Here is a 16,807-nt window from a genome sequence, read left to right as displayed (position 1 = left end):
TTAGTAATGTCTGATTTTCCAGTCAAACGTTTGCCTCGCCCAGCTAGGACTCTTTGCCAAAAATGTTGAACTTGATCTTATTACCGGTAGGGGTTGCGGCGAGACCTCCAAGCCCAGTTTCACGTAATTCACGCGGCATCCTTTTTCCAACATCTTTCATTGCCATTATCACTTCATCAGCTGGGATCTTGTTAGTCAAACCCGCCAGAGCCATATCTGCAGCAGCTAAAGCATTCACTGTACCAACAACATTTCTATCTACACAAGGTACTTCCACTAAACCTGCGACCGGATCACATACTAACCCCAACAAATTACTTAATGAAAAAGCAAATGCCTCAGCTGATTGCTGAGGTGTTCCCCCGCTCACTTCAACGGCCGCGGCAGCAGCCATTGCAGATGCACTGCCAACTTCAGCCTGACATCCTCCTGCGGCTCCTGCAATTGTTGCATTATTAGCTACGATCAATCCAAAACCACTAGCGCACAACAAAAAATTAACTTCATCTCTCGTTCGCAAATGCAACTTTTTTTCTAAAGCAAGTAAAACACCAGGTAAAGTTCCTGAAGAACCCGCAGTAGGCGCTGCACAAATGACCCCCATCGCAGCATTAACTTCATTAGTGGCTACCGCATTTTCCATTGCTGTCATTACGATGTCTCCTGAAAGAGACTTACCTTGACGATGATAAGCCGCTAATTTTGCTGCCTGGTCTCCTGTCAAACCAGTCTTCGAAGTCGATCTATCAGTAGCTAAGCCTTTAGTGGCTGCAGAATGCATGACCACTAATTGTTTGTTCATCTGTGTGATTATTTCCTCATCAGTTTGTCCAGAATATGTACTTTCCTGCTCGAGCATCAACTCTGAGATCGTGATCTGTCGCTGGTGAGCAGTTTGAACCATTTCAGCGATACTTTGATACATTCTTATTTCTCCTTATAAACAAATCAAATTGCGACAATATTTTAAAATATTATCTTCCCAACCTTTGACAGGTACTTTCTTTAAATTAAGAGCATATAAATTTTCACCGCTATCCAAAGGACAAAAGTTTTGAGCCGTTATGACTGATTCAGATCGAGCAAACTCCTCTAAGATCTTAACGAACGCTTCAGGTGTACTAGTCAACAAAACTACCGGAAGCGGACCAGGTAATTCAACGCTATGTCCATTGATCTGTACCTGTTTGATCTCGATCTTTCCGCCACCAATAGAACAGCCACAAAGAGCAACTTTGTATTTACCGCTCCACAGTGTGACCATGGCTGTATTAGGGTGCCCGCTTGGACTTGGCTTTGGTGATTCATTAATTTGTAAAGGAATACCTTGCTTCTTGATTATTTCTAATGAACAGGCAAGTGATGGGTCTTCGGGTCCCATTCCCAAGGTTCCCCCAACTATAGCAAGATCCGTACCATGGCCCAAATGTGTTTTGGCAAAAGACTCATAATAATCAATTTTTATTTTCTCCGGACTTGTCCTTAAAAGCTGGCCGGCTTTCCTGCCGATCTGAGCAGCTCCAGCAGTATGTGAACTTGATGGCCCAACCATTACTGGACCCACTATATCAAAAATGCTGCGGTATTTTTCATGCATGTTTTCCACCTCTAACATTAGGGAAACTCATATTGTATATTCACCAGAATGAATGAACAAGTTGACCATAAAGTGAGCCATGTACATCACTCAATATCTCTCTTAATTATATATTTTTTAGTCTTATTAGAAAACCATTCTTCAAGAATAAATATCCAATAAAAAAAGACTCAGGAAATTTCCTGAGTCAGGTTTCATCTATTCAACAACTTTGCGTTCATATGGTTCTGAAGAAATGCCTTCGGACAAAATCTTTTTAGCCCACTCTTGAGCTGAGAACAAAGAATGATCCCGATAATTACCACAGCTCTTGATATCAGTTCCCTGAACGTCATCCCATGATGCTTTGGTAATATCTTCTAATGATTTTTTTAAAGCCTTAGCTACTTCAACAGTGTCATGTTCACCCCAAGTGATCAAGTGGAACCCTGTCCGGCAACCAAACGGAGAGCAGTCGATCACACCATCCATGTAATCACGCAAATAACCAGCCAACATATGCTCGATAGTATGCAAGCCTGCGGTAGGAATCGCATTTTCATTAGGTTGAACCAAACGTAGATCGTAATTTGCGATTTTATCTCCTTTAGCGCCCTCTTCACTAGCGATCAAACGAACATAGGGAGCTTTAACGGCTGTGTGATCCAATGTAAAACTTTCAACTTTTGCCAAAATGATCTCTCCAATCTTCAAATTAAGTATAGCTTAACTGTAGCAGTTTCACTATAAAATGCAAGTCATCTACTTGTTAGTCGGGTTACAGCAAGTAAGAAGTTCCATCTATCTTACTTCATCTTGTTTTCATAGTCAGGCTACGTGTAGCAGAAGGTTCCGCCTAGCTAATTTCCCCGCCACATTGCCAAAAACGCAATATGGCGGGGAAATCTGCTAGTGCTCACCTTCTAAACGCCACACTCCGCCCTGTGTTTTTAGTCGAGCTTCAAAACCCAGACAACTCCGCTTATCCAACTTGAGACTCACAGTGCAAAAACCACACTATAAGTCCCAAGTCCGATAATGCTCATTGGCTTCCGTCTTTCTTTGCCCCGTTATCTTTTTAAAGCTTCTTTCAAATACTGTCCCGTATAACTTTGCGAGCAATCAGCTATCTCTTCGGGAGTACCAGTGACGACGACTTGACCGCCGCCTTCACCGCCTTCTGGCCCCAGGTCAATCAGATGGTCGGAAGTTTTGATAACATCTAAATTGTGTTCGATCACTAAAACTGTATTGCCGTTATCGACCAGCCGTTGTAAAACGGTTAATAAATTCTTGACATCCTCATTATGCAAACCTGTTGTCGGTTCATCTAAAATATAAAAAGTTTTGCCATTTGACTTGCGGTGTAATTCAGAAGCCAACTTCATTCTTTGGGCTTCCCCACCAGATAAGGTCGTGGCAGGCTGTCCTAATTTCACATACCCTAAACCAACATCCATAATAGTTTGCAACTTACGCTTGATCTTTGGAATAGGATCGAAGAAGTCTAGTGCTTCTTCTACAGTCATGTCCAAGACCTGAGAAATATTTTTACCTTTATATTCGATCTCTAAAGTTTCTGAATTAAAGCGGCTACCGTGGCAAACTTCGCAAGGAACATAGACATCTGGCAAGAAATTCATGGCGATTTTGATGATCCCATCCCCCTTACATGCCTCACAACGTCCACCTTTAACATTAAAACTAAACCTTCCCTTAGAATAACCACGCATTTTCGCTTCATTTGTTTGAGCAAATAAAGACCGCACATCGTCAAAAACACCAGTATAAGTAGCTGGATTACTCCGCGGAGTCCTACCGATCGGTGATTGGTCGATATCGATCACTTTTTCTAGTGAATCAAAACCAGAAATCTTTTTGTATTTACCTGGCTTTTCAGAATTATGCGTTAACTTCTGAGCTAAGGCACGCTTTAAGATCATGTTAACCAAAGTTGATTTTCCTGAACCAGACACTCCAGTAACCGTAATGAACTTGCCTAACGGAAAGTCGACTGTAATATCTTTTAAATTATTTTCACTGGCACCGGTGACTCTAACAGCCTTTCCATTGCCAGGACGTCTCTTTTTAGGAACAGGGATATAACGCTTGCCCGCCAAATACTGTCCGGTAATTGATTTAGCAGTACGCTCAACTTGCTTAGGTGTCCCACTAGCCATGACCTGACCACCATTGACTCCTGCCCCAGGGCCGATATCTACAATGTAGTCCGCGGCACGCATGGTATCTTCATCGTGTTCGACCACTATTAAGGTGTTTCCCAAGTCACGCATCTTCTTCAATGATGCTATCAACCGATCATTATCTCTTTGATGCAGACCGATCGAGGGTTCGTCTAAAATATACATGACTCCTGAAAGATTAGAACCGATCTGGGTCGCCAATCGGATCCGCTGAGCCTCACCACCAGAAAGTGTCCGGGCGGAGCGACTCAATGTTAAATAATCCAAACCAACATTCTGTAAAAACGAAAGCCTGTCTTTGATCTCTTTTAAAATTGGCTTTGCGATCTGTTGATCTTGCTCAGAAAATGTTAAACCAGCAAAAAAACCTAATGAGTCACCGATCGCATAATCAGAGACTTCTCCAATGTGCTTTCCGTTTATCTTGACTGCCAAAGCCTTGCGGTTTAAACGATAGCCATGACAGGTTTGACAAGTCAGGCTCGTCATATATTTTCTCATAACATCACGGGTAAAATCGCTGTTTGTTTCCCGATAACGACGTGAAACATTATTGACTACACCTTCGAACTGCATATCTAGGTCACGTTTACCACCAAAATCATTTTCAAATACAAAGTGGAAAGTTTTATCCCCTGCACCATATAAAACAATGTTTTGCTGCTTTTTTGAAAGTTTTTTAAACGGAGTGTCCAAGTCGATCCCAAATGTTTCACACGCTTCAGTTAACAAGGTCGGGTAGTACTGGGAACTGATCGGATTCCAGGGTGCTAATGCCCCTTCTCTTAAAGTTTTATCTTTATCTGGAACTACCAAGTCCACATCTACTTCAAGCTTAACTCCTAAACCATCACAGTCAGGACATGCACCAAACGGAGCATTAAAAGAAAACAACCGCGGTTCCAATTCGCCGATCGTAAATCCACAGTAAGGACAAGCGAAGTTCTCCGAAAATTGAATAGTCTCACCATCGATCACATCAGCGTAGGCGTAACCGCCAGATAAACGTAAAGCTGATTCAAAAGAATCAAAAAGACGTGACCTAACACTTGGCTTGACAACGATCCTATCAACAACGACTGAGATCGAATGTTTGATGTTTTTATCCAAATCGAATGTTTCTTCAACATCATGAGTCTCACCGTCAACTATCAATCTGACAAAACCTTCACGCTTTATTTTTTCAAAAATCTTTTTGTGTTGTCCTTTTTTAGCCCGGACGACCGGTGCCAAGATCTGGAGCTTAGTTCTTTCAGGTAAAGATAAAACACGATCCACCATTTGCTCAGGTGCTTGACTGGTGATCTTGTGCCCATCATTAGGACAGATCGGTGTTCCTACGCGTCCCCACAGCAAACGCAAATAATCATTGATCTCGGTCACAGTACCGACCGTCGACCGCGGGTTTTTGGAAGTGGTTTTTTGATCGATCGAAATTGCAGGTGACAAACCATCGATCGAATCGACATCCGGTTTATCCATTTGCCCTAAAAATTGCCTAGCATAGGCCGAAAGACTTTCAACATAACGGCGCTGTCCCTCCGCGTATAAAGTATCAAAAGCTAATGAACTTTTACCCGACCCGGAAAGCCCCGTCATTACCACTAACTTATTTTTAGGGATAGCAACATCAATATTTTTCAGATTATGCGCACGCGCACCATGGATCACAATTTTGTCTTGTGCCAACTTCTTTCCCTCTTTCAAACATTTGTCAATTCAACTACAGGCAGTATAGACCGCTAACTGATCTGTGCTTTCAACTCTAAAATCGTATCACGTAAAGTTGCCGCATCTTCAAAGTCAAGTCGTTTTGAAGCTTGTTTCATTTGCTCTTCTAAGCTTGCGATCATTTCTTTTTGTTCTGACTTCTTCATGTTTGAGAAATCAACACCTTCAGAATCGTTCTTTTTGTCAGAAACAGGTAAAACACCGGAAATGGAAGCACGAATATCTTTTTTGATCGTTTGCGGTACAATACCATGCTCTTTATTATATTCTTGTTGGATCGCACGCCGTCTTTGCGTTTCATCCATCGCTTTTTGCATTGAATCCGTGACCGCGTCTGCATACAAAATAACATGACCATGCTCATTTCTAGCAGCACGTCCGATCGTTTGGACTAGAGATCTTTCATTACGCAAAAAACCTTCTTTATCCGCATCTAAAATAGCGATCAAGGAAACTTCAGGTACATCGATCCCTTCACGTAACAAGTTTATTCCTACCAAAACATCAAACTTGCCTAAACGCAAATCACGTATGATCTCCGTTCTTTCTAAAGTCTTAATATCTGAATGCAGGTACTTGACCTTGATCCCTAATTCTTTGAAGTAATCAGTCAGGTCCTCAGCCATTTTTTTAGTCAAAGTTGTAACAAAAACACGCTCTTTTTTTTCAACTCGTTTATTGATCTCACTGACCAAATCTTCCATTTGCCCCTCAGTTTTTCTAACTTCAACTTCAGGATCAAGCAGCCCAGTCGGTCGGATGATCTGTTCTACGACATGATCAGTCTGCTCACGTTCGTACGGGCCAGGAGTAGCAGACATATATACGATCTGATTGACATGTTTCTCAAATTCTGCCAATCTTAATGGTCGATTGTCAAGCGCGCTTGGCAATCTAAATCCATAATTAACCAACATCTGTTTCCTTGAGCGATCCCCATTATACATACCGCGTACTTGAGGCATGGTAACGTGTGATTCATCAACCACTATCAAAAAATCTTTAGGGAAGAAATCAAGTAACGTAAACGGCGGCTCTCCAGGCTTTCTTCCATCCATATGGCGAGAATAATTTTCAATACCTGAACAATAGCCCATTTCTTTTAGCATTTCAACGTCATAAGTCGTCCGCTGTTCCAAGCGTTGCTCTTCCAACAACTTATTGTCTGCTTTTAACTCATTAGTCCGATCTTTTAACTCTTCCTCGATACCATTGACGGCTTCTTCCATCCGTTCTTCGTTTGTCATAAAGTGAGTTGCCGGAAAAATCGCGACATGGTCACGATCACCTAATATTTCACCAGTCAAGGGATCAACTTCACGGATCCGATCGATCTCATCACCAAAAAACTCGACTCTCAAGGCGCGTTCGTCGTGAGAAGCAGGAAAGATCTCCACCACATCTCCACGTACACGGAAGCGCCCCCGTTGAAAATCGATATCATTGCGTTCAAATTGAATGTCTACTAGTTCTCCCAATAAACGGTCACGTTCTATCTCTTGGCCAACACGTAAAGAAATAGTGTGCGCCTTATATTCTGATGGATCACCTAACCCAAAAATAGAAGAAACAGAAGCGACAACGATCACATCATTTCGCTCTAACAGTGAACTTGTCGCTGAATGGCGCAATTTATCGATCTCATCGTTGATACTCGAATCTTTTTCGATATAGGTATCACTAGATGGCACATACGCCTCCGGTTGATAATAATCATAGTAACTAACAAAGTATTCAACAGCATTATTAGGGAAAAACTCTTTAAACTCTCCATATAATTGCCCAGCCAACGTTTTATTATGAGCTAATACCAATGTAGGCTTATTAACATTTTTAATTACATTCGAGATGGTGAAAGTTTTACCTGTCCCTGTAGCACCCAACAAAATTTGAGCTTTTTCACCATCTTCGATCCCAGTGGTCAATTCGTCGATTGCTTGAGGTTGATCACCAGTTGGCTGATAATTCGAAACAAGTTCAAATTCACGCCCATCTTGTCTTTCGATCACCATAGATCCCCCCGATCATTATCCGTTTCAGGCCGAAGCCAGCAATGTATATTGTAGCATACCGAACATGTTTTCGCGATTTTTTTGATTATCTTTAATGTTCAAAAAAATAGAGATGAAGCAGTCACTTCACCTCTAAAATTATTTTTCCTTCAGGTTGTCAACCACCACATTTTTTAACTATCTACTTATTCATTGACAAATTGATCGATCGCTTGTTCGAATGCGTCTCGTTTTTGTTGTGCCCTTTTATTTGTATCAGCTTGAGTACCAATGTAAAATTTAATTTTTGGTTCTGTACCCGAAGGACGGATAGCGATCCAAGTTCCATCTTCCAACAGGTACTTCAATACGTTAGCTTTTGGAAGGTCGATCGTTTCCATAGTCTGATCAGCAAATGTTTTTTCTGACTTATCAAAATCTTCCATAGCAGTGACAGAATACCCAGCAAAGGAAGTTGGTGATTCATTACGAAACTTAGCCATTAAATTTTCGATCTGAGTGGCACCTTCGATCCCGTTGAACGTATGTGAAATAGTTTTTTCCGCAAAGTAGCCATATTCTTTAAATAGGTCTTGCAAACCATCGTAGAGATTCTTGCCTTGTTCACGATAAAAGGCTGCTACCTCAGCTAACATAACCAAAGACTGAATAGCATCCTTGTCACGGACAAAAGGCTTGATCAAATAACCATAACTTTCTTCAAAGCCAAACATAAATGTATGGTTATTATTTACCTGAAAATCTTTGATCTGTTCTGCGATAAATTTGAACCCAGTCAACACATTGATCATTTTAGCGTGATGTTTTTTAGCGATCTTCGTTGCAAATTCACTGGAAACAATCGACTTAACAACAGCGGCATTGTCTGGCAAGCTGCCGTCTTTTTCATGGGCAACCAAGATGTAATTCAACATCAATGCAGCAATCTGATTTCCAGTCAATAACTGGTAATCACCATCCGGTTGACGAACAGCTGCCCCTAAGCGATCAGCATCTGGGTCAACAGCGATCAATAGGTCAGCATTTTGTTCTTGGCCCAATTTGATCGACAAATCAAAGGCGGCCGCATCCTCTGGATTTGGTTTTTTAACAGTTGGAAAATCTCCATCAGTGATCGCTTGTTCTGGGACCATAGTGAAATTCTTGAAGCCTGCCTGTTTCAGAGCTTTTTCCCCAAGCATTGCACCAGTTCCGTGTAAAGGACTAAAGATCAGTTTCATTGTTTGGCCCTCTTTTGCGACTAATTCCTGATCGATAGTCACGTTTTTGATCTCTGCTAAATAAGCTTGATCGATGTTGTCACCGATCACTTTTAACATTCCAGCAGATTTCAACTGGTCTGTATCGGCTACTTTAATTGCAAAAAGATCAGATGCCTGACGGATATATTTAGTGATCATATCTGATTCCTTCGGCGGCATTTGGGCTCCATCTTCACCATAGATCTTATAGCCATTATATTCTTTAGGATTATGGCTGGCCGTGATCATGATGCCCGCATAAGAATGCAGGTAGCGGACCGTAAAGGATAACTCTGGAGTAGGCCGTAAGCTTTCAAACACAAAGGACTTGATATTATGCGCTCCCAAAACCTTAGCTGCTTCGTAAGCAAATTCTTGTGAATGATGTCTAGAATCATAACTAATAGCAACTCCACGTTGTTTTACCTCGTCGTCTAAAGTATCCATGAAAGATGCAAGTCCTTCAGTCGCCTGCCGGACAGTGTAAATATTCATACGATTGATACCTACGCCTAAGACACCGCGCATTCCTGCAGTACCAAATTCAAGCGGAGCATAAAAGGCATCCTCTAACACATTCTTATCCCCTGATAAACTGTCTAATTCTTTTTCCAAGCTTGGTTCTAAATCACTATTATTTTTCCAAACTTCATAAGTATCTTCCCAGCTCATATTTTTCACTCCTCACAAAATTTATTCCTCAAGTATAAGTATAACTACTCATAACCTTTATTACCACTAAAAAACAAGGCGCTTTCTTACCCGACTACTAGCAATCTAAGCCTTTGTGACAAAATATTGTCACAAAAAGAACTATTCAATTATACTGTAGCACACTGTGTGAATCTTGGAGCAATCTTTTCCAAAGTTTAGAAGAAATTCATTTTCTCTGCTCGTGATGCTAACACGTCGGAGTAACGACACGAAAAAAGATGCCCCCTCAAGAGCATCTCCCCCTGCTTTATCAAATTGTTATTTAGCTAGTACTTTGTCTTGTAATGACTGTAAATAATTAAAGGCTTCTTGTCCTGCGATCCCGCCATCACCTACAGAATTAGCGATCTGACGAAGATTCTTTTGACGAACATCGCCTACCGCAAAAACACCAGGAACACTTGTCTTCATATTTTCATCAGTTTGGATCCAACCCTTGGCATCAGTGATACCAAGGTCCGCAAATGGGGCAGTCATCGGTTGATTACCGACATAGATGAAGACACCATCGACAGCCACGGTGCTATCCTCGCCAGTCTTTTTGTTATGAGTCTGCACTCCGGTGACTTTTTGACCATCACCCAAGATCTCAGTAACGATCGTGTCCCAAGTGAAATCGATCTTATCATTAGCAAAAGCACGATCTTGTAAGATCTTCTGCGCACGTAATTGATCTCTGCGATGAATAATATTTACGCCAGACGTCATTTGGGCAAGATAGCCACCTTCTTCAACGGCAGAATCACCGCCGCCGACGACCGCGACCGGTTTGTTCTTAAAGAATGCACCATCACAAACTGCACAATATGAAACACCACGACCACTGTAATCATCTTCACCAGGAACACCCAGCTTCTTGTATTCAGATCCTGTAGCGATAATCAATGCATGTGTTTCATAAACATCACTATCTGTTGTAATAGTCTTTAAACCATCATCAGCAACAGATACACTTTCAACACTACCATAACCATATTCCGCGTCAAATTGAGTAGAACTTTGATACATTTTTTCCGCTAAATCGGGACCCAAAATTGACTTAAAGCCTGGATAATTTTCGACTTCTGCAGTATTATTCATCTGACCGCCATATATACCACGGTCTAACATCAAAACAGATAAGTTTGCCCGAGATGCATACAAGGCTGCTGTCATCCCACCCGGTCCGGCACCGATAACGATCACGTCATAATTTTTTGCCATTGGCCATTCCTTCCTTCTCTTTTACCTTACATCTATATTAACTTACTTTTTGTAAGTTGTCCAACGAAAAACTCTTTTATTTTTCCAACTCTTCGTCTTTCTCCTCTGCAAAAGCCTGCTGCCCATCTAAGTACCATGGAGCATACGGTTGCCAGTACCTACGGTGCAATAACCATAAAATTGCCCCAACAAACAACACTAATGACAGCCACTGCGAAACACGCAATGGTCCAAGCATCAAACTATCCGTTCTCATGCCTTCAACAAAAAAACGACCAAATGAATACCAGATCACATAAGAGAAGAAGACTTCTCCTTGCTTAAATAAGTGAGTTCTTCGCCTTAACAATATTAAAACAACGAAGCCTAAAACATCCCAAAGCGATTCATACAAAAACGTTGGCTGGTAGTAGGTACCACTAATGTTCATCTGATCGATAATGAACTGTGGTAAATGCAAGTTTTGCAAAAAGGCTAAACTGGTAACTCGTCCATGTGCTTCTTGGTTCATGAAGTTTCCCCAGCGACCTATCCCTTGAGCTAAGATCACATTCGGTGCGATCACATCCAAAAAAAGCCAGCTGGAGATCTGTTTATGGCGACAATAAACTAACAAGACGATCGCAGCGGCGATTAGGCAGCCATATATCGCTATCCCACCATCCCATATTCGATATATCTCGCTCGGATTGGCTACATAATATGGCCACTCAAAAATCACATAATAAAGGCGTGCACCGATCAGCGAAAACGGTAGAGCCCACAAAAGAAAATCGTAAAAATAATCGTCCTTCAAACCGCGTTTTTGCCCTTCCTTCACAGAAAGAGTCGCAGCCAAGATGACACCACACGCAATGATCACACCATACCAACGGATCTCAAAGGGTCCAAATTTAAGCGCGATCGGATTTAAAGCACCCAACACAAGATCCATATACTATTTATCTCCTTAATAACAGATCAAGGCTAAACTATTCTGCAGTCATAATTTAGCCTTAAAGTGAATATTTGAATTTTATTGAACCAAATTAATTTTGAATAGAATTCTTTTTGATCAAACGATTTAAATTATCCTCAAATTTCTTCGTAGCATCATAGCCCATTGATTTAGCGCGGAAATTCATGGCAGCCGATTCAACTATAATGGCCATATTCCGCCCGACTTTAACTGGAATGTTGATCTTAGGCAAAGAAACACCAAATAATTCATGATCCTGTTCCCCACTACCCAAACGATCGTACTGCTTATCAGCAGACCAGTTTTCCAAGTTAACGATCACTGAGATATTAGTATTTTGCCGAACTGAACCCGCGCCAAAAAGATTCATGACATCAATGATACCAACTCCACGGATCTCAAGCAAGTGATTGAGGATCTCAGGTGCTTCACCAACTAAAGTGCGTTCATCTTGTTGGTAGATCTCTACCCTGTCATCAGCGATCAAACGATGACCACGTTTGATAAGTTCCAAAGCCGTCTCAGACTTACCAACTCCTGAATCACCCGTTATCAAAACTCCTAAGCCATAAATATCCATTAACACGCCGTGAACTGAGCGGCGTTCTGAAAGCCTAGCTTGGAGAAAATCAGTCAACCGTGAAGATAAACGCGTTGTTGATAATTTCGACCTTAAAATTGGAATATTGTGTCTTTTACTAGCCTCTTCCAGTTCAAGGGGCACAGGCAAAAAGCGAGAAACTAAGAAACATGGTGTATTTTGACCGCACATCTTATCCATGATGCGTGCACGTTCGTCTTCCTTCATTTTATGTGAATAAGAGATTTCAGTCATGCCCAGCAACTGTACTCGTTCAGCTGGATAATAATCAAAGTAGCCTGTCATTTCTAATCCAGGACGCGAAATATCACTAGTCATGATATAACGAGAATCCAAATTAACTCCTCCGCTATATACCACTAAGTCACATTCATCGACCAATTCTTGTACACTGACTTTATTCAAAGCGAAACCTCCTAAAGACATCTATTAACAATTATGTAAAAGCAAGGAAAAGACCCGCGCTTTTCCTTACTAAAATTATAGACCAAATTTTGCTATAACCATTATACAGTTTTTAATGATAAATTCGATCGGTGATGATCAAATTTACTAAGCTTATGATCAACGAAATCAGAAATGCACTGCCAAAACTCGAGAAGCTGAAAACCGCACTTCCGACAAAATATGACGTCATCTCCAAGATAAAAGCGTTGATAAACAGATAAAAAACACCCAATGTCAACATCGTGATCGGCAACGATAGGATCACTAAAATGGGTTTCACAAAGGCATTTAATAAACTTAAAACTACCGCTGCTAACAAGGCGACCCACAAATTAGCGACCCTAAACTGATTAGGAAGTAGTCCTGCTAGAGCAACAAAAATCAAAGCATTGACTAAAACACGTTTAGCGAAATTCAATTGCTCTTCCTTTCATGTGCATCACGTAAGACCTTACGACCATTTTGGCTTCGCTTAGTAGTGTGTGGATCATTATTCATTTTGTTACCAGAATTAAAGTCATGGAAAAACGAAGACCATGTTCCTCCAACTGTTTCCTGCGGTATTGCCAAATATAAGATCAAGTAGATACCTACTGGCAAAATTGCTAAGCGCGGAATAAAAGAACAGATGAGAGTAAATATCAAATATCCGATCCGCACGTATTTTGACGGTAAACCAAAATATTCAGCGATCCCCCCACAGACACCAGCTAAGAAACGATCTGACGATGAACGACGTATTTTTTTCTTCAAGAATCATTCCTCCAGAAAATTATAAAAAATCATTTTAACTTTTCAAAAACTCTAAAAGACTATTCAATCATAGTCAAGCTCTTAAATATACCTAGAGTAGATTTTACATGCGTATCATGAATACCGCAAACCTTGTGTTCCTATGCGGCTCACATTTAAGAAATAATTAGTTATTTTTTATGGAGAGAGGCAAGGTTACCGTAAACTCAGTCCCAATATCTAATTGACTGTCAACCTCTATTTGACCGGATAAAACATCGACATATTCTTTTACGATCGCCAAACCCAAGCCAGTCCCGTCTACTTCTTTGCTTCGCGAAGTTTCTGCCCGATAAAATCTCTCAAAAATTCGGCTCTGCTGCTCGCTAGTCATACCGATCCCAGTATCGGCAACCTTAAACTGCCAAGTTTCTGCAAATTTTTTAGCAGATATTGTTGTTTTTCCCGCATGCTTATTATATTTAATGGCATTTTGAATCAGATTACTCAAAATATATTTCAGTTTTCTTGGATCTGAATGTACTTTTAGATCTTCCGGTACCCGATTTAAAACAACTATCTGCCGTTCAGACAGCAATGAATCATAGGCCGAAACGCACTCAGAAATAATTTTGGAAACACCGACCTCTTTATAATCAAGTTCCATATTGGTTTCGATCCTTGAAAGTGACAAAATATCATCGATCAGCTCGGTCAGTCTTAAACTCTGGTTATAGATTATATCAACAAATTTGTTAGCTGCTTGAGGGTCTTCAAGCGCTCCATTTTTCAAAGTTTCACTAAAACCTGCAATCGAGGTGACCGGCGTTTTTAACTCATGACTGACATTACTGACAAAATCTTTTTGCATGCGTTCGATATTCTTTCGTTCAGTAATATCATTGACCAGCAGCATGACAAAAAAATGATGAGCACTGACAGGAATAAAAACCACATTAACATCCAAGATCTTTGTTTGTTCAGACAAACTAACCTTGATTTCAGCTTGCTGATCACTTTTAGTGCGGAATGTTTCCTCAATGATTTTCACAATATCAAATTCAGCCAATGCGGAGTAGTATAATTCATGGACCAAATCAAGCTCATGCTCCAAAACATCATTTAAATAATGATTACTAAGATAAATTTCACGCTCCTGATCAATGACCATTACGCCAATAGGTACATACTCCAACAGGCCTAAATAACCTCTTTTTTGCCTATTATAGTCTTTAAATACAGACTGGCTCATAGTTTGTACATGATTGATCGCTTGACTTAAATCATAAAGATCGTCTTTTTTGTCCACAAGTACATGACCAGTTTTTTGCTGGTGAGTAACCTCTTCTAATTTTTTAATAAAAAGTTCGACCAATTTCTTTGAATGTCGTCTTTCAAAATACTCACATAATATAACAAATAAGATGACCATAAAAACAGCCAAAACGAGCCATACAAAGTGCAGATCAACCGCTGAGCTCCTTAACGTCTTACCTGCAAAATTTGCATAAAATACCAACGTTAGCAATAATGCTAGTGCCCCCACTAACAACCGGTCAAAAACTTGTCTGATCCTCATTTAATTTCCCTTCAAATTTATAACCAAATCCCCGTACTGTTTGAATGTTTACCGGATGACTAGGATCATGTTCGATTTTTTCTCGCAAATGACTAACATGCATATCGACCATTCTTGTTTGACCGACATAGTCATAGCCCCAAACTCCGTTCAAAAGTTTTTCTCGACTTAATACACGATCCGGCCGTTTAACAAAATATGCTAGCAGTTCAAATTCCTTAGGCGTCAAAGAGATCTGTTCACCACCAACACTGACTGTATAGTTGGATAGATCGATCGAAAAGTCTTGAAAACGGTACAGTTGACTAGGCTCCTCATCCTTCTGACCTTCTGGAGGTCCGACTCTTCGACTGATTGCTTTTATCCTGGCAATAACTTCTCTAGGAGAAAAAGGCTTAGTGATATAATCATCCGCTCCAAGTTCAAGTCCAATGATTTTATCTGTTTCCTCATCGCGAGCCGTCAGCATGATGATCGGAGTTGAAACCTTTTCTTGACGCAATTTTTTAGTAACTTCGATCCCATCAAGTTTAGGCAGCATAATATCCAACAAAATAAAGTCAAATTTAGCAGCAAGTGCAGTTGTTAGTGCTTCCTGTCCATCAGTCGCAGTGTGAACTTCAAAGCCCTCTTTATTTAAATTATATTCAAGCAATGTCAAAATAGCTTGGTCATCATCAACAACTAATATTTTTTTCAATATAAGTTCTCCTTTTTATTGAAACAATACTAACCCGATCTCATGCGGTCCATCAGCATATATTGCACTCTGTGTGATCTTTAGATCGCCCTCAAATGTTCTGACCCGCAAATGACAATAAGCAGAATTTTTTTGCAGCGCAGCATATAACTCCGGTTCATTTTTTACTTCCTCATAATTACAATCTAAAATAACATCACCCTTTTGGATCCCCATTTTAGCAGCTGGAGTATCCGGCATTACAGCGACCACCCTAACACCATCACTAGTTTCAACATACCAACGTTTGCCCTTGTCATCCAAACGTTTGCGTTGTAGATAGTAAAAAACAGCCAAAAAACCGATCACGACCGCTCCAACAAGAGCAGCTACCGAATAAAATACACTCACTACCGCAATGAAAGTGCTGCAACTACCCAGGATAATAGATTGTTTATAGAATTTATCTAAAACGACCTGCGGCTCTTCTTTAAAGACTTTTAGAGAAGCTGCAACTAGCAAAGGGAAAACAAACAGTCCAAACGAATGACCATTAAATGAAAATACAGGCCAGAAGTCCCATTGACTATTAAACACATTTGTCGGCACAAGAATGACTAACGGAACGACACTAAGTTCTTTCCAGTTATAAGACGCCACTCTTCTCCCTCGATTACCACTTTGAACTCTTGGAGTAAACCAAGTACTTTTTTTATAATGCAATAAAAAGCTTCTAACTAAGAAATAAATCCCCAATAACAGCATAATATTAGCAGGGACTGTATTGCCTGCAAATGAAAATTCAATGTCTCCTAGAGAGAAACGTGTGAAATTTAATAAGTTCAAAGTACATATCAGTATGCTAGCAAGCCATAAAATAACTAAACTAAAATCAGCAACTGGTAACAAAAGTACCGCTATGATACCTAGTACTTCTATCATTCCTATCACATCTAGCGGTAACATTGCTCCTGCCAATAAAGAAATAGCCCCACCAGCCAACAAACCAAATACTGCAGTTTTCAGAAAATGCCGACCTTCATAAAAATCACGTTCGATCGCTATCCTGAAAAAACGTCTTTCCTTAGAAAGTCGCTGTCGGTATATGATAACCGCCATTATGGGCCCTA

At 40.5% G+C, this 16,807-nt stretch carries 14 protein-coding genes; all 14 read right to left on the bottom strand.

The window, feature by feature from the left end:
• Positions 1-43: 43 nt before the first annotated feature.
• Positions 44-925, bottom strand: a complete 882-nt coding sequence (gene sdaAA / locus AC3XNE_RS08265) for an L-serine ammonia-lyase, iron-sulfur-dependent, subunit alpha (protein WP_489831612.1) — start codon at positions 923-925, stop codon at positions 44-46.
• A gap of 12 nt (positions 926-937) precedes the next feature.
• Positions 938-1,615 (bottom strand): serine dehydratase beta chain, encoded by a 678-nt coding sequence (locus AC3XNE_RS08260; RefSeq protein WP_489831611.1) that lies wholly within the window; start codon positions 1,613-1,615, stop codon positions 938-940.
• Between the two features lie 180 nt (positions 1,616-1,795).
• Positions 1,796-2,269: an S-ribosylhomocysteine lyase gene (locus tag AC3XNE_RS08255; protein WP_489831610.1), complete on the bottom strand. Its 474-nt coding sequence runs from the start codon at positions 2,267-2,269 to the stop codon at positions 1,796-1,798.
• 377 nt (positions 2,270-2,646) lie between these two features.
• Positions 2,647-5,469, bottom strand: a complete 2,823-nt coding sequence (gene uvrA, locus AC3XNE_RS08250) for an excinuclease ABC subunit UvrA (RefSeq protein ID WP_489831609.1) — start codon at positions 5,467-5,469, stop codon at positions 2,647-2,649.
• Positions 5,470-5,522: 53 nt separating this feature from the next.
• Positions 5,523-7,520 (bottom strand): excinuclease ABC subunit UvrB, encoded by a 1,998-nt coding sequence (uvrB, locus tag AC3XNE_RS08245; RefSeq protein ID WP_489831608.1) that lies wholly within the window; start codon positions 7,518-7,520, stop codon positions 5,523-5,525.
• A 188-nt stretch (positions 7,521-7,708) separates the two neighbouring features.
• On the bottom strand, positions 7,709-9,436 hold the full coding sequence (locus AC3XNE_RS08240; protein WP_489831607.1) for a phospho-sugar mutase: 1,728 nt from the start codon (positions 9,434-9,436) through the stop codon (positions 7,709-7,711).
• 300 nt (positions 9,437-9,736) lie between these two features.
• The gene (trxB, locus tag AC3XNE_RS08235) at positions 9,737-10,681 is read right to left on the bottom strand and encodes a thioredoxin-disulfide reductase (protein ID WP_489831606.1); all 945 of its coding nucleotides are present in this window, start codon (positions 10,679-10,681) and stop codon (positions 9,737-9,739) included.
• A gap of 76 nt (positions 10,682-10,757) precedes the next feature.
• Positions 10,758-11,615 (bottom strand): prolipoprotein diacylglyceryl transferase, encoded by an 858-nt coding sequence (gene lgt, locus AC3XNE_RS08230; RefSeq protein ID WP_489831605.1) that lies wholly within the window; start codon positions 11,613-11,615, stop codon positions 10,758-10,760.
• A gap of 94 nt (positions 11,616-11,709) precedes the next feature.
• Entirely contained in the window at positions 11,710-12,666 is a 957-nt protein-coding gene (gene hprK / locus AC3XNE_RS08225) for an HPr(Ser) kinase/phosphatase (protein ID WP_489831604.1), read from the bottom strand.
• A gap of 91 nt (positions 12,667-12,757) precedes the next feature.
• A complete protein-coding gene (locus AC3XNE_RS08220; RefSeq protein WP_489831603.1) occupies positions 12,758-13,105 on the bottom strand; it encodes a phage holin family protein in 348 nt (115 codons plus the stop codon).
• On the bottom strand, positions 13,102-13,440 hold the full coding sequence (locus AC3XNE_RS08215; protein ID WP_489831602.1) for a PspC domain-containing protein: 339 nt from the start codon (positions 13,438-13,440) through the stop codon (positions 13,102-13,104). The genes AC3XNE_RS08220 and AC3XNE_RS08215 overlap by 4 nt, the downstream gene beginning before the upstream one ends.
• Positions 13,441-13,606: 166 nt before the next feature.
• Positions 13,607-14,998 (bottom strand): two-component system histidine kinase PnpS, encoded by a 1,392-nt coding sequence (gene pnpS / locus AC3XNE_RS08210; protein WP_489831601.1) that lies wholly within the window; start codon positions 14,996-14,998, stop codon positions 13,607-13,609.
• Positions 14,976-15,698, bottom strand: a complete 723-nt coding sequence (locus AC3XNE_RS08205) for a response regulator transcription factor (protein WP_489831600.1) — start codon at positions 15,696-15,698, stop codon at positions 14,976-14,978. Before AC3XNE_RS08205 ends, pnpS begins: the two co-directional genes overlap by 23 nt.
• Positions 15,699-15,713: 15 nt before the next feature.
• Complete coding sequence (locus tag AC3XNE_RS08200; RefSeq protein ID WP_489831599.1) at positions 15,714-16,796, bottom strand: PDZ domain-containing protein; 1,083 nt, start codon at positions 16,794-16,796, stop codon at positions 15,714-15,716.
• Between the last annotated feature and the right edge of the window lie 11 nt (positions 16,797-16,807).

Source organism: Ligilactobacillus sp. JN-6 (Y).1, from assembly GCF_058111525.1.
Note: the sequence above shows the minus strand (reverse complement) of the source record. Positions and strands in the feature narration are given on the sequence as shown.